14 protein-coding genes are annotated in these 12,689 nt (G+C 72.5%); 8 read left to right on the forward strand and 6 right to left on the reverse strand.

Features of this window, described 5'->3' with window-relative positions:
- Window positions 1–5: 5 nt before the first annotated feature.
- On the reverse strand, window positions 6–746 hold the full coding sequence (locus tag DEJ08_RS01520; RefSeq protein ID WP_111054815.1) for a hypothetical protein: 741 nt from the start codon (window positions 744–746) through the stop codon (window positions 6–8).
- Window positions 747–944: 198 nt separating this feature from the next.
- Between DEJ08_RS01520 and DEJ08_RS01525 the strand changes: the two genes are divergently transcribed.
- Window positions 945–1,871, forward strand: coding sequence for an SDR family oxidoreductase (locus tag DEJ08_RS01525; RefSeq protein ID WP_110858602.1), 927 nt, complete (start codon window positions 945–947; stop codon window positions 1,869–1,871).
- Window positions 1,872–1,968: 97 nt separating this feature from the next.
- Here the strand turns inward: DEJ08_RS01525 and DEJ08_RS01530 are convergent, their stop codons facing one another.
- Window positions 1,969–2,286: a hypothetical protein gene (locus DEJ08_RS01530; protein WP_111024588.1), complete on the reverse strand. Its 318-nt coding sequence runs from the start codon at window positions 2,284–2,286 to the stop codon at window positions 1,969–1,971.
- Between the two features lie 169 nt (window positions 2,287–2,455).
- On the opposite strand from DEJ08_RS01530, the gene DEJ08_RS01535 reads away from it, so the two are divergent.
- Window positions 2,456–3,139, forward strand: coding sequence for a TetR/AcrR family transcriptional regulator (locus DEJ08_RS01535; protein WP_027467173.1), 684 nt, complete (start codon window positions 2,456–2,458; stop codon window positions 3,137–3,139).
- 91 nt (window positions 3,140–3,230) lie between these two features.
- A complete protein-coding gene (locus DEJ08_RS01540; RefSeq protein WP_111028641.1) occupies window positions 3,231–3,425 on the forward strand; it encodes a DUF2795 domain-containing protein in 195 nt (64 codons plus the stop codon).
- A gap of 100 nt (window positions 3,426–3,525) precedes the next feature.
- Here DEJ08_RS01540 and DEJ08_RS01545 read toward each other — a convergent pair whose 3' ends face one another.
- The 3 genes from DEJ08_RS01545 to DEJ08_RS01555 form a co-directional block, all read right to left on the reverse strand.
- On the reverse strand, window positions 3,526–5,043 hold the full coding sequence (locus DEJ08_RS01545; protein ID WP_111054817.1) for a threonine/serine exporter family protein: 1,518 nt from the start codon (window positions 5,041–5,043) through the stop codon (window positions 3,526–3,528).
- Between the two features lie 58 nt (window positions 5,044–5,101).
- Entirely contained in the window at window positions 5,102–5,356 is a 255-nt protein-coding gene (locus DEJ08_RS01550; protein WP_111054818.1) for a hypothetical protein, read from the reverse strand.
- A gap of 96 nt (window positions 5,357–5,452) precedes the next feature.
- Window positions 5,453–5,893, reverse strand: coding sequence for an OsmC family peroxiredoxin (locus tag DEJ08_RS01555; protein WP_027467170.1), 441 nt, complete (start codon window positions 5,891–5,893; stop codon window positions 5,453–5,455).
- A gap of 123 nt (window positions 5,894–6,016) precedes the next feature.
- Here DEJ08_RS01555 and DEJ08_RS01560 point away from each other — a divergent pair, with 123 nt between their 5' ends.
- The gene (locus tag DEJ08_RS01560) at window positions 6,017–6,631 is read left to right on the forward strand and encodes a DUF805 domain-containing protein (protein ID WP_111054819.1); all 615 of its coding nucleotides are present in this window, start codon (window positions 6,017–6,019) and stop codon (window positions 6,629–6,631) included.
- A 21-nt stretch (window positions 6,632–6,652) separates the two neighbouring features.
- Window positions 6,653–7,696, forward strand: a complete 1,044-nt coding sequence (locus tag DEJ08_RS01565) for an NAD(P)-dependent alcohol dehydrogenase (protein ID WP_111054820.1) — start codon at window positions 6,653–6,655, stop codon at window positions 7,694–7,696.
- A 124-nt stretch (window positions 7,697–7,820) separates the two neighbouring features.
- Here the strand turns inward: DEJ08_RS01565 and DEJ08_RS01570 are convergent, their stop codons facing one another.
- Window positions 7,821–9,701 carry a gamma-glutamyltransferase gene (locus tag DEJ08_RS01570; protein WP_111054821.1) on the reverse strand — a complete coding sequence of 627 codons (1,881 nt, stop codon included), beginning with the start codon at window positions 9,699–9,701 and terminating at the stop codon, window positions 7,821–7,823.
- Window positions 9,702–9,860: 159 nt separating this feature from the next.
- Here DEJ08_RS01570 and DEJ08_RS01575 point away from each other — a divergent pair, with 159 nt between their 5' ends.
- The 3 genes from DEJ08_RS01575 to DEJ08_RS01585 all read left to right on the forward strand — a co-directional run bounded on the left by DEJ08_RS01575 (window position 9,861) and on the right by DEJ08_RS01585 (window position 12,669).
- A complete protein-coding gene (locus tag DEJ08_RS01575; RefSeq protein WP_110865535.1) occupies window positions 9,861–11,057 on the forward strand; it encodes a peptidoglycan DD-metalloendopeptidase family protein in 1,197 nt (398 codons plus the stop codon).
- A 176-nt stretch (window positions 11,058–11,233) separates the two neighbouring features.
- A complete protein-coding gene (locus DEJ08_RS01580; protein ID WP_111054822.1) occupies window positions 11,234–12,037 on the forward strand; it encodes a sulfite exporter TauE/SafE family protein in 804 nt (267 codons plus the stop codon).
- Window positions 12,034–12,669 (forward strand): DNA alkylation repair protein, encoded by a 636-nt coding sequence (locus tag DEJ08_RS01585; RefSeq protein ID WP_181439014.1) that lies wholly within the window; start codon window positions 12,034–12,036, stop codon window positions 12,667–12,669. The genes DEJ08_RS01580 and DEJ08_RS01585 overlap by 4 nt, the downstream gene beginning before the upstream one ends.
- The last annotated feature ends 20 nt before the right edge of the window (window positions 12,670–12,689 follow it).

Raw genomic sequence — 12,689 nt, forward strand, 5'->3', positions numbered from 1 at the left:
TCGCTTCAGCAGCTCCGCTGCGCGTGGACGGGCATCGGTGAACCGAGCACCGTGACGGTCGTCTCGTTCGTCAGGGCGGAGACGCCGTTCGTGCCGGCGTCGTCGGAGTGCTTGCTCGACTCGTCGTCGTCGTCGTGCCGGTCCGCCCAGCCCTCGCGGAGCAGGAGCTGCCAGGCGCGCGAGTCGTCCGAGCCGTAGGACACCCGCTCCGAACCGGGAGCGTCGGCGATCTCGTCCGCGATGTCGTCGCCCACCCGGACACCGCCCGGGCCGGTCAGCTCGATCTGCCGGCCGAGCACGCTGCGGACCGAGTCGCGCAGCACCCGGATCTCGACGGCGTTGCCGGCCGCCGCGTCGGTCGTCAGGGCTGCGACGCGGATGGCACCGCCCCAGGTGTAGGTGGTGCCTGCGGGGAAGCACGCCCCGCCGTCGCCCTCGGCCGTCTGCGTGCGGGACGGTGTGCCGAGCAGACGGTTCAGGACGCTCACGGTCAGCCCGGAGTCGCGCATCGAGGACTCCACCACGGTGTCGTCGCCGTCCCGGAGCACGAGAGCCTCGGCGTCGAGCTCGATCGAGTCGACCCGTCGGAGTTCCGCCTTCGTCACGTGCACCGGAGCGGCGTCGTGCGAGGTCTCGGCGGCCACGGCCACGTCTGCCCCGAGCCCGGCGGTGCCGTCGAACGCGAGCGCACCGGCCGAGAAGGCCAGCACGGCGGCGCCGAGCGCCAGCAGGGTCCGAGGAGTCACCGTTCGACGGTAGGGCCTCGATCGGAACAGAACGACAGGTGTTACCGAATCGGAGCCTGCCCGTCACCGGACCGTGACAAACGAGGATCACGCACCTGCGGCCCTGGAGCGGTGCGGTCGACGGGCGCAGGCCGCTCCGCGCAACGGGGGACAGCCTCCTGGACGGCCCGCAGCGACCCCCTGCGTACCGTCGGCGGCATGACGGACCAGCAGAACGACCAGACCGGGCCTGACCAGTACGTGATGCAGGACCCCACGAAGATGTACGCCGACAAGAAGCCCGACGAGCAGTACCTCGAGGGCGCCGGCACCGACGCGGAGATGGCGCAGAACGTCCCCGCCGACCACGGTGAGGACACCTACCGCGGCTCGGGTCGTCTGACCGGCCGCAAGGCACTCGTCACCGGTGGCGACTCCGGCATCGGTGCCGCCGTCGCCATCGCCTACGCCCGCGAGGGTGCGGACGTCGCGATCTCGTACCTGCCCGAGGAGCAGGAGGACGCCGACCGCATCGTCGGGCTCATCGAGGCCGCCGGACGCAAGGCCGTCGCGCTGCCGGGCGACATCACCTCGCTCGAGGTCTGCGAGCAGCTCGTCGCCGACGCGGTCGAGCAGCTCGGTGGCCTCGACATCCTGGTGAACAACGCCGGCAAGCAGCAGAACGTCGACGACATCACCAAGATCTCCGACGAGGAGTTCGACGAGACCTTCAAGACGAACGCCTACGCGACGTTCCGGATCACGAAGGCCGCCGTGCCGCACCTGCAGCCCGGCTCCACGATCATCAACACGACGTCGATCCAGGCGTACGCCCCGTCGCCGCACCTGGTGCACTACGCGGCCACGAAGGCGACCGTGAACAACATGGCGAAGGGCCTGGCCGCGCAGCTCGCGCCGAAGGGGATCCGCGTCAACGCGGTCGCCCCTGGCCCGATCTGGACGCCGCTGCAGCCGGCCGGCGGTCAGCCGCCGGAGGCGCTGCCGAGCGCGGGCGAGCAGACCTACCTGGGTCGCTGGGGCCAGCCGGCCGAGCTCGCGCCGGCCTACGTGTTCCTGGCGAGCGGTGAGTCGTCGTACGTCGTGGGCGAGACGCTGCACGTCGACGGTGGGATGCCGACGCCGTAGGGCGCTGTTCCTGACGGGGCTCTGACGGGAGGCGCGGTGCCGGTGGGTACCGCGCCTCCCGTCGTCCGTGTGGTCGGGTCCAGGGCGCCTGGTCGCGTCAGCAGCTGACGGAGCGCGCCATCCGCTCGAGGAGCTCCCGCGCCGACATCGCGGCGGCCAGCTCGACCTCGACGGGGTTGATGCCGATCGCCTGCTCGAACGCGCGACGGCGGGCCTGGTCGGCGATCGGCACCTCGGGGCGCTGGGGCAGCACGGCGATGGCCCGGGCCGCGGCCTCGAACGCACCGGCGGGCCGTCCGAGCTGCTCCCACATGGCCCGGACGTCGTGCGCCACCTGCTCGGGGTCGCCGCCGAACTCGAAGCCGGTCGAGGCCATGGTCGCGAGTCCCTGGGCAGTGGGGTCGTTCGGGGTCATGCCCGCATGGTCGCACGGACGGCCGCGAACCGGCTCGACGTCGTGGTCTGTCCCCCCTTGTGCCGACACCCGTACCGGGGATTCTGGTGTCCCCCGTTCTGCGTTTGGATGGAGGTACCCCGGATCCGGGGTGACACGGACAGGACGTCCGGGGACGACGGAGGGCACGATGCTCGAACACACCAGCGCCGACACGCAGGCCGCTGCGGCCGCGGCGGCCACGCTGCACCTGCGGATCACGATCGTGGGTGCCACCGTCGACCTGCTCAGGGACGTCCCCTTCCACGAAGCCCGGCCCGTGCAGGTCGCCGAGCGGATGGGCATCAGCGTCGCCGAGCTGGAGCAGCACTTCCCGTCGTGGGACGGCCTGGTCCTCGCCGCGCTGGACCGCTGGAACGGTGCCCGGATGGACGAGGTCACGCACGAGGTCGGTGACGGCTCGACCGTGGACCTGCTCCGCGCCATCGTCGCCTCGAACGCCGAGGACCCGGCCCTGATGCGCCTGCTCGTCGCCCTGCTGTCCGTCGCGGGCAACCCGGCGCACCCGATGGCGACCTACCTGCGGTCGCGGTACCAGCTCTTCTTCGCGCAGATCAAGCGCGGCCTGGAGCACGACGTCGCCATCGGCCGTGCCCCGCACACGATGGACCCCCGCCGCGGTGCCGAGCAGCTCATCGCCCTGTACGAGGGGCTGCAGCTCCAGGCCCTGCTGCGCGCCGAGCTCGACCTGGTGGCGGCGTTCGACCGCGCGGTCGCCCGGCTCGAGCGCGGCTGGATGGAGCGGTACGAGCCGCAGGCCGCCCGCCGTCTGGCGATGTGGGACGACGACGACTCGGGCAGCTGGGAGATCTGACCGGCGGTTCGTCCGCGGAGCGCGTTCCCCGCGCCGTCGTGCAGCGCCCCGCGGGTACTCCGGGAGGCGCAACCTGACGGAAGGAACCGACATGGCAGCACCGAACCCCATCCAGGTCCAGAAGTACCTGAGCGGCATCGACTACCCGGCGTCCAAGGACGACGTGGTCTCGACGGCCGAGCAGGAGGGCGCCCCGGACGACGTCCTCGAGGCGCTCCGTGCGATCCCGGACGGCGACTACGACGCCCCGACCGCGGTGTCGAGCGCGGTGTCCGACGCCGGCTGAGCGCGGCCGGCCCACTCGGTGAGCAGAAGAGGTCGGGTGCGTGCGTCGCACCCGACCTCTTCTGCTCACGAAGCGCCTTACGAAGCGCCGGCCGCGCAGCTCACGGAGCGCCGGCCGAGCGGGACCCGCGGGGCACCGAACCGTCGCCGGGGTCGTACCCGGTGTCACGGATGACGCGCAGCGCCGTGGTGTCGTTGTGGACCGAGTGCACGACGACCCGACGCGTCCGGCGGAGCGCTCGACGGGCACCGGGCGTCGCGAAGAGCCCGCCGAGCACCAGGCCCGCGCCGATCCCGAGTGCCACGGACACCGCTGCCACGAAGTCGAGCGCGGCGCTCGACGACCCGGACATGAAGTTCAGCAGGGCGTTCGACACGGCGACACCGGGCAGCAGCGCCCCGCAGAACGCCGGCACCGCGATCGCCGCCACGGCCGTGCGCATCCGGACGGCCGCGTAGGTCGAGAGCACCCCGAGCAGCACCGCCGCCAGGAACGTCGCCCCGAGGAGCGGCAGCCCGGCCTGGCGCAGCGCCCACAGCGCGGCACCGGCGGCGACCGAGAACACCACGGCGACCGGGATCACCCGGGCGCTCGCCTGCTGCACGAAGCAGTTCGCGCCCGCCGACACCACGGTCAGTGACAGCGACGCCCAGAGCGGCAGGGTCTGCGTCACGATGCCGGACGGGTCGACCTCGATCCGCAGCCAGTGCGTCATGGCGATCCCGGCCGGTACTCCGACCACGATCGCCGCGATGACCAGCCCGATGTAGAACGCCCGGGCGACCGCCATTGCCCGGAACCCCGAGATGGCGTCCTGCGCCCAGGTCACCAGGGACGGGTGCGGCAGCAGGAGCACCACGAGCGCCGCCACCATCGTCGCGGCGCCGTTCGCGTTGAGCACGCCGGCCCAGATGGCCAGCGTGCCGATCGCCGACGCCACCGCGCCCTGTGCCCCGGACACGAAGAACTGCGGGTACCCCCGGTCGGTGAGCCAGCGCCCGGAGACGATGATCCCGAGCATCAGCACGAACGCCCCGAGCCCCGCGCGCCACCCGCCTCCGGCCTGCACGGCGATCGAGATGCCGAGGATCGACAGGCCGACGTCGGACAGCCACATCGGCCACCGCGGCGGGAGTCGCAGCACGGCGACCAGGGCGCTCACCGCCGAGGTCATGTCGCGGTCGTCGTGGATCAGGTCGTCGACGATCTGGTTCGCCCGCGCGAGCTTGTCGAGGTCGGAGCCGTCCGACCGCACGGTGCGGACCTTGACGAGCGGCGGGACGTCGGCCGGGGCGTACTGGATGGTCACCGAGCTGCCGGAGAAGTCGAGGTCGAGCGGCGCGAGGTTCCACTTCGTCGAGACCGCGACGACGGCCGTCTCGACGCTGCGGGTGTCTGCACCCGAGGCGAGCATGACCTCGGCCAGGTCGAGGCAGAAGTCGACGATCTGGGTCGCCGTGTACTGGTCGCGCCCCTTGGCGTCGGGCTCGACGTGCTCGTAGATCGTCCCGCGCAGGCGGGCTCGTGCGTCGCGCAGGTCGTGCTGCGCGAGGCTGCGGCGTCGTGGCCGGGGTGGGCGGCCCGGCTTGTGCGGGCCCGGGGGGTGCTGCTCGGCCATCACGCCATGGTGCCAGTCGACGGCGGCCGAGTCCGGACGTCCGCTGGACGCCTTCGGATCAGCCCCGGCGGCGCGTGCTCAGACGACCGAGGGCGAACGCGGCGACGACCGCGCCCACCAGCACGAGGACCGGTCCGGCCGTCGCTTGCCATGGGCGGCTCCCCGCGACGAACGCGTAGTCGGACAGCGGGGCGAAGGCTGCGAAGCCGAATGTGAAGGTCGGAGTCGTCAGCACGAACACGATCCCGAGGACGACGGCCAGCAGGCCGAGCCAGAGGGCGACGAGGGTCGGGGTGGCGAGGAAGCGGGGCACGGCACCCAGCGTAGGTGGACGACGGACGGGAGGCCCGGTGCCAGCTGGCACCGGGCCTCCCGTCCGTCACGTGGTGACGGTTCCTGCTTCGCGCGCCTACTGCTCGAAGGTCGCGTGCAGCGTGATCTCGACGCCGGTCAGCGCCTTGCTGACGGGGCAGGTCGCCTTGGCGTCCTCGGCGGCCTTGAGGAAGGCGGCCTCGTCGATGCCGGAGACCTCGCCGCTGACGGTCAGGACGATGCCGGTGAGGCGGAAGCCGCCGGCCGGGTCCGGGCCGAGCGAGACGTCGGCCTTGACGTCGAGGGCCTCGACCGTGCCGCCGGCCTCGCCGAGGACCGCGGAGAACTGCATGGCGTAGCAGGCCGAGTGTGCGGCGGCGATGAGCTCCTCGGGGCTCGTGGTGCCCCCGGCGTCCTCGGCGGTGCGCTTCGGGAACGAGACGTCGTACGTGCCGACCTTCGAGCTCGAGAGTTCGACCTGGCCGGAACCGTCCTCGAGGCCGCCGTTCCAGGCGGTGCGTGCGGTGCGAGTGGGCATGCCCGCTCCTTTCGTGTGGGGGAGCGGCCCCGAACGGGACCACCGCTCCTGAGTCAATCGGAGAACGACCGTTCTCGCAACGGGCTCACGGCGAAGACGCAGGTCTGCCCTACGATCTGGCACATGGGGGACAGCAGTGTGACGGGTTTCCGCGAGTCCGTGCTCGAGCAGGGTCCGGCCGACGTGGCGAACCCGGTGGTCGCCTGGCTCCGGTTCTGGACGCAGGGGTGGCGGTTCCACGGGCGGGCGAGTCGCTCGGAGTTCTGGTGGGTGGTCGCGCTCGAGCTCGCGCTGGTCGGGGTCGCCCTCTGGGTCGTCGGCGTGCACGGGACCGGCGGGCGGTGGGAGATGTACGTCGACCCGTTCGGGGTCGTCCCGTCACCGCGGGTCTCGTTCCACCTGATCGACCGCGGGCGGGACGGGTGGTTCGGCTGGGGCAGCGGTGGGCGGGACGTCTGGCCGGACGCGTGGGACCTGGCGATCCTCGTCCCGACGATCCTGACCATCGTGCCCCGGTGGTCGCTGCTCGTGCGGCGGCTGCACGACCGGGACCACGCCGGCCTGTGGATCCTGCTCCTCGTGTTCACCGGACCGCTCGGCGCGGTCGTGCTGGGTGTCATGGTGGCGCGGTCGTCGCGCCCTGGTGGGGCACGGTTCGACCGCGGACTGTTCGCGGGAGGGCGTGGTCCCGAGGCATCTGGGCGACACATGTCGTCCTCAACGACAGGTGTAGCGTGAAGGGCGATCAAAGGAGAACCCATGCGCGCCGTCGTGTTCGAGCAGTACCAGACCTTCCCGTCCCTGACCGAGGTCCCGAAGCCCGCACCCGGGCCCGGTGAGGTCCTGCTCAAGGTCGCCGGCGCCGGTGCCTGTCACTCGGACGTCGCCGTGTACCGCGAGTTCCAGCAGGGGCAGCCGGGAGCCCAGGCGCCCGCGTTCGTGCTCGGCCACGAGAACTCCGGCTGGGTCGAGGCCGTCGGTGACGGGGTCACCGGCTTCGCCGAGGGCGACGCCTACCTGGTCTACGGGCCGGTCGGCTGCGGGCACTGCTCGTACTGCTCGAAGGGGCAGGACACCTACTGCGAGAACGCCGCGACGAACCCCTACATGGGGATCGGCCTCGGGCGCGACGGCGGCATGGCGGAGTACGTGAGCGTCCCGGCGCGGAACCTCGTGCCGCTCGGCGACGCCGACCCGGTCGCCGCCGCACCGCTGAGCGACGCCGCGCTCACGCCGTACCACGCGATCAAGAACTCCCTGCCGAACCTCGCTGGTGGCGGTCGCTTCGCGCTCGTCGTCGGGCTCGGTGGCCTCGGGCAGATCGCCGTGCAGATCCTCACGGCGCTCACCGGTGCCACGGTCATCGCGACCGACATGAAGCAGGACGCGATGGACCGCGCCGCCGCCCGGGGCGCGATCACCGTCCCCGGCGGCCCGGACCAGGCCGAGCGCATCCGCGAGATCACCGGCGGACGCGGCGTCGACGCTGCCTTCGACTTCGTCGGTGCCACCCCCACGATCAAGGTCGCGCAGGCCTCGATGGCGGTCGGCGGGCGGTTCACCGTCGTCGGGATCGCCGGCGGCACCACCGAGTGGAACTTCTTCGCGACGCCGTACGAGTCGACGATCACGAACACCTACTGGGGCACCATCGAGGACCTGCACGAGGTCGTCGCGATGTACCGCGCCGGGCAGATCGTCCCCGACGTCGAGCGCTACGCGCTGTCCAACGCACTCGAGGCGTACCGGAAGCTCGAGGCCGGCGAGCTCTCGGGTCGCGCAGTGGTCGTCCCGACGCTCTGAACCGGGCGTACCTGGTCGATTCGGGCGTACCTGGCGGAATCGGGCGTACCTGGTTGGAAGTTCTGATCAGGTACGCCCGATTCCACTTTCCAGTGCGGGTGTTCTGGGAAGGAACGGGCGTCGGTCAGCGTCCCGCCGCGTACCCCTGCGCGCCGCGGGGGTTCGCGGCAGCGCCGAGGATCCCGGTGTCCGGGTCACGGGTGACGCACGACAGCCGGCCCAGGCTCCAGTCACCGCCGCGGGTCACGACGTGTCCGCGGGCCTCGAGCGCCGCGATGACCTCCTCACCCAGGCGGTCCTCGACGACCAGTCCGGCGGGCTCCCACGTGCGCGGCCAGAACGACCCCGGGAAGGACGTGGTGTGCAGCGCCGGCGCGTCGATCGCCTGCTGTGCGGAGTACCCGCCGACGATCCAGCGCAGCAGGAACAGCAGCTGCCACTGGTCCTGCTGGTCACCGCCGGGGGAGCCGAGCGCGGCGACCGGCTGCCCGTCGCGGAGCACCAGTGTCGGGGTCAGCGTCGTGCGGGGGCGCTCGCCGGGCCGCAGTGTCGAGGCCGTGCCCGGTTCGAGCCACGTCATCTGCAGTCGGGTGCCGAGGCAGAACCCGAGCTCGGGGATCGTCGGCGACGACTGCAGCCACCCGCCGGACGGGGTCGCGCTGACGATGTTGCCCCAGCGGTCCACGACGTCGATGTGGCACGTGTCGCCGCGGGTCTCGCCGTCGGGGGTGACGAACGGCTCGCCGCGGTCCTCGGGCGGAGCGGCCGGCGGGACCTCGGTGTCGGCTTCTGCCTCGCGGGCGACCTGCACGGTCGGTTCGCCCACCCCGACCGACCCGGCGGAGTCGTACGAGGTCCGGACCGGCGGCAGCGCGTGCTCGATCCCGGCGACCGTGCCGGGGCGGAGCTCCGCCGAAGCGCGCTCGCCGATCAGTGCGCGGCGCTCGTCGGCGTAGGCGTCGGAGAGCAGGACGTCCATCGGGACCTCGCCGTCGCCGTAGAACGCCTCACGATCGGCGAGGGCGAGCTTCTGCGCCTCGACGATCGTGTGCGCGCCGAGCTCGGTCGACGGGTCGAGCAGGGCGTCGTCGAGCGGTTCGAGCAGCCGCAGTGTCTGGAGCAGCGCCGGACCCTGGCCCCACGGTCCGGTCTTGGCGATCGTGCAGCCGCGGAACTCGGCGGTCGTCACGGGCTCGTACGACGCCCGGAACGCCGCCAGGTCGGACGCCCGGATGACCCCGGCGTGGTCGGTGCCCGACGCGTGCCGGTGCGGTTCGCGGACGAACCGGTCGATCGCCTCGGCGACGGACCCCTCCGCCCACTCGGACCGGGCCGCATCGATGCGGCCGGTCCGGCTGCCGGCACCGGCACCGGCCTCGACCAGCCGGTCGAGCACTGCAGCGAGTGCCTCGTTACGCACCAGGTCCCCGGGGACCGGCACCGCGCCTACCGGCAGCCACTGCGAGGCGGAGGTGGGCCAGTGCTGCTCGAACAGGCCGCGCACCGCGGTGATCGTCCGGACCACCGCAGGTGCGACCGGGTGGCCGTCGCGGGCGTACCCGATCGCGGGGGCGAGGACGTCGGCCAGCTCCCACGTGCCGTGGTCGCGGAGCAGGAGCAGCCAGGCGTCGACCGCGCCGGGGACGGTCGCGGCCAGCGCGCCGGAGCCGGGGACCAGGTCGAGGCCCTCGGCGCGGTAGTGCTCCGGGGTCGCGCCCTCGGGGGCGGGGCCCTGACCGACCAGCACCGTCGGCACCGGGTTGGCTGCCGTCGCGAAGACCGCCGTCAGGTCGCCCCCGGGGCCGTTCAGGTGGGGCTCCACGACCTGCAGGACGAAGGCCCCGGCGACAGCCGCGTCGAAGGCGTTGCCGCCGCGCTCGAGCACCGACTGGGCGGTCGCCGTCGCGATCCAGTGCGTCGAGGCCGCCATCCCGAACGTGCCCCGCAGGTCCGGACGGGTGGTCTGCGCAGCGGGAGGGACGAAGGCGGGGTTCGGCGTCGACATGGTCCCATCCTGTCCCGCGGCGATCGGCTCCGTGCTGTACACCCCCCGTCCAAGGGGTTGTGCACCCCGCGCAGAAAAGCGAACATCGTTCGGCGACTCGTGCAGGGCGAGCGCCGAACGACCGCGCGCTCGCACGGTCGGTTCCAGGGCAGGGGATCCATGACCACCACTCCGTCGACCGTCGCACGTGCGCGCCGACTCCCACGCATCGCCGGCGCCGTGACGGCACTGGCCCTGGCGGCGGGGGCGCTCGTGGCGACAGCCGAACCGGCAGCGGCCTCTGCGGTCTGGGTCGGCTCGGCCCCGGCCGGCACCAAGATCCTGCCCGGCGACCAGGTCACGTCGCCGAACGGCCAGTTCAAGCTCATCATGCAGGGCGACGGCAACCTGGTCGAGTACGGCATCGGCAACCGTGTGCTGTGGGCGTCGAACACCGCCGGCAACTCCGGCGCGATCGCCGTGGTCGGCAAGAACCGCGCCCTCGACATCACGAAGAACGGTAAGCGTGTGGCCCGCTGGGCCTCGGCCGGCACCGTGAACTCGACCGCGCTGAAGGTGCGCGCCGACGGCACGATGGCGCTGCTCGCCGGCAAGACCGTCGTCGTGAGCTGGAACGGCTACCAGGACCGGGTCCCGTCGGGGAACACCATCCTGGGCGGCACCGTGCTGCGATCCGACACCTCGAACACGCGCATCCTCAACATGCGCACCGACGGCAACCTGGTGCAGAAGGTCAGCGGCCGCGTCGTCTGGCAGTCGCGCACCGGCGGACACCCGGGCGCCTGGGCCGAGCTGCAGGCCAAGGGCAACTTCGTCATCTGGACCCGTGACGCCTCGCGCAAGAAGGTCGCGCTCTGGAGCTCGCGCACCAGCACCGCCGGGTCGGGCAACCTGCTCGTCCAGGTCGACGGCAACGTCGTGCTCTACGGCGCGAAGGACACCCGGGTCTGGTCGAGCCGACCGGTCACCGGCCTGGCCTGGCCCGTCAACGGCACGAAGATCACCGGCCGGTACGGCGATGACCGCGGCGCCGGGCACGTGCCGCGCTACCACCAGGGCACCGACGCCCCGGTGCCGGTGGGGACGGCCGTGTACGGCTCCGGGACGGGGACGGTCACCAAGACCATCGCGAACGACGCGGCCTACGGCAACTACATCGTCGTCACGTACGGCATGACGGCGGTGCTGACGGCGCACCTCAGCAAGATCGAGGTGAAGCAGGGGCAGATCGTGAAGCTCGGCACCGAGATCGCGAAGTCCGGCAACACCGGGCAGTCGACGGGGCCGCACGTGCACGTCGAGACGCGGCGGAACGGCACCCTCGTCGACCCGCTGAAGAACATGCACTTCCGCTGAGGCGGGGCGTGGCCGCGGGGCGCGGGGCGCGGGGCGGTTCGTCGGTCGCTTCGTGAGCAGAAATGGTCGGGTCGCCTTCGGACACCCGACCATTTCTGCACTCCAAGTGCGGGCCACCTCGCACGCCACCTCGCACGGTGCGAGGGCTCGCCCGCGGCGCGGATAGCCTGGGCGGGATGAGGAAGCGCGGCGGAACGGTGCTCGTGTTGGTGGCGATCGGGGTCCTGGCGGGCGTGCTGTCCGGGCTGTTCGGCGTCGGCGGTGGGGTCATCGTGGTGCCGGCGCTCATGGCCTTCGCACAGATGGACCAGCGTCGGGCCTCGGCCACCTCGCTCGTGGCCATCGCCCCCGCGGCCGTCGTCGGTGCGGTCACCTACGCCGTGCAGGGCGAGGTGCACTGGCTCGCGGCCCTGACCCTGGCGGTCGGCAGCGTCATCGGCGCCCCGATCGGTGCCCGGCTGCTCCGTGCCCTGCCGCTCCGCGTGCTGCCGTGGATCTTCGTCGGGTTCATCGCCGTCGTGCTGGTGTCGCTGTTCACCACGGTGCCGACCCGCGGTGGCGAGGTGCACTTCGGCGTCGTCGAGGCGATCGTCCTGCTGCTGCTCGGGCTGCTGTCGGGGGTGCTGTCCGGGCTCGTCGGCGTCGGCGGCGGGGTCGTCATCGTGCCGGGGCTCGAGGTCGTGCTGGGTGCCGGTGACCTGCTGGCGAAGGGCACGTCGCTGCTCACGATGGTGCCGACGTCGGTGTCCGGGACGGTCGCGAACCTCCGGCGCCGTGCGGTCGACCTGCGGGTCGGGCTGACGGTCGGCATCACCGCCGCCGTGTGCTCGCCGGGTGGTGCCGTGCTGGCGCGCCTGGTGGATCCGCAGGTGGGCACCTGGATGTTCGCGGCGTTCCTGGTGGTCGTCGCGGTCATCGTGCTCAGCCGCGGACGTCGGAGGGCACCACAGAACGACGCGAGCGAGGGGGAGGTCGCGTGACGGGCCTCCAGGCAGGGCGCGACGCGGAAGCCGTGCTGGCGGCGTTCGCCCGCACCACCGGCGACGTCGCTGCGGCCCGCCGGGTCGCGCGGCAGTTCCACGACCTCGACGAGGGCGAGCGCTCGGCGCTGCTCTGGAGCGAGGACGACGGCGCGAAGCTCGTCGCCGTCCTGCTGCTCGTGCAGGCGATGCGGGCGCACCCGGACCCGGAGCTCACCGACGAGTACCTGTCGGCGGCGAAGGCCGAGCGGTTCGAAGACCCGGTGCTCGTCGACCTGGCCGCCGAGGAACTCGTCGGCGCCCCGTTGGTGGGCGCCTCGACCGGTCCGCTGTTCGCGCTGGCGAAGTCCGACGTCGCGATGGTCCGCCGGATCGCGGTCGTGGCGACCCTGGCGTTCGCGAAGCAGGGCGACGCCGAGGTGCCGCTCGGGATCGCCGGCCGCCTGGTGCGCGAGCGCAGCGAGACGGTGCAGTCGGCGCTCGGGTTGGTCCTGCGCGAGACGGGGAAGCGGGCGTCCGAGGCGGCGCTCGTGGCGTTCCTCGAGCAGAGCGGCCGGTTCCTCAGCCCGGCGGCCCGCCGGACGGCGACCGAGCACCTGCCGCCAGGGGAGCGTGACCGGCTGCGGGGCTGACCGAGCGGCGCTGTACTGTG

Source organism: Curtobacterium sp. MCLR17_054 (assembly GCF_003234335.2).
GTDB lineage: Bacteria > Actinomycetota > Actinomycetes > Actinomycetales > Microbacteriaceae > Curtobacterium > Curtobacterium flaccumfaciens.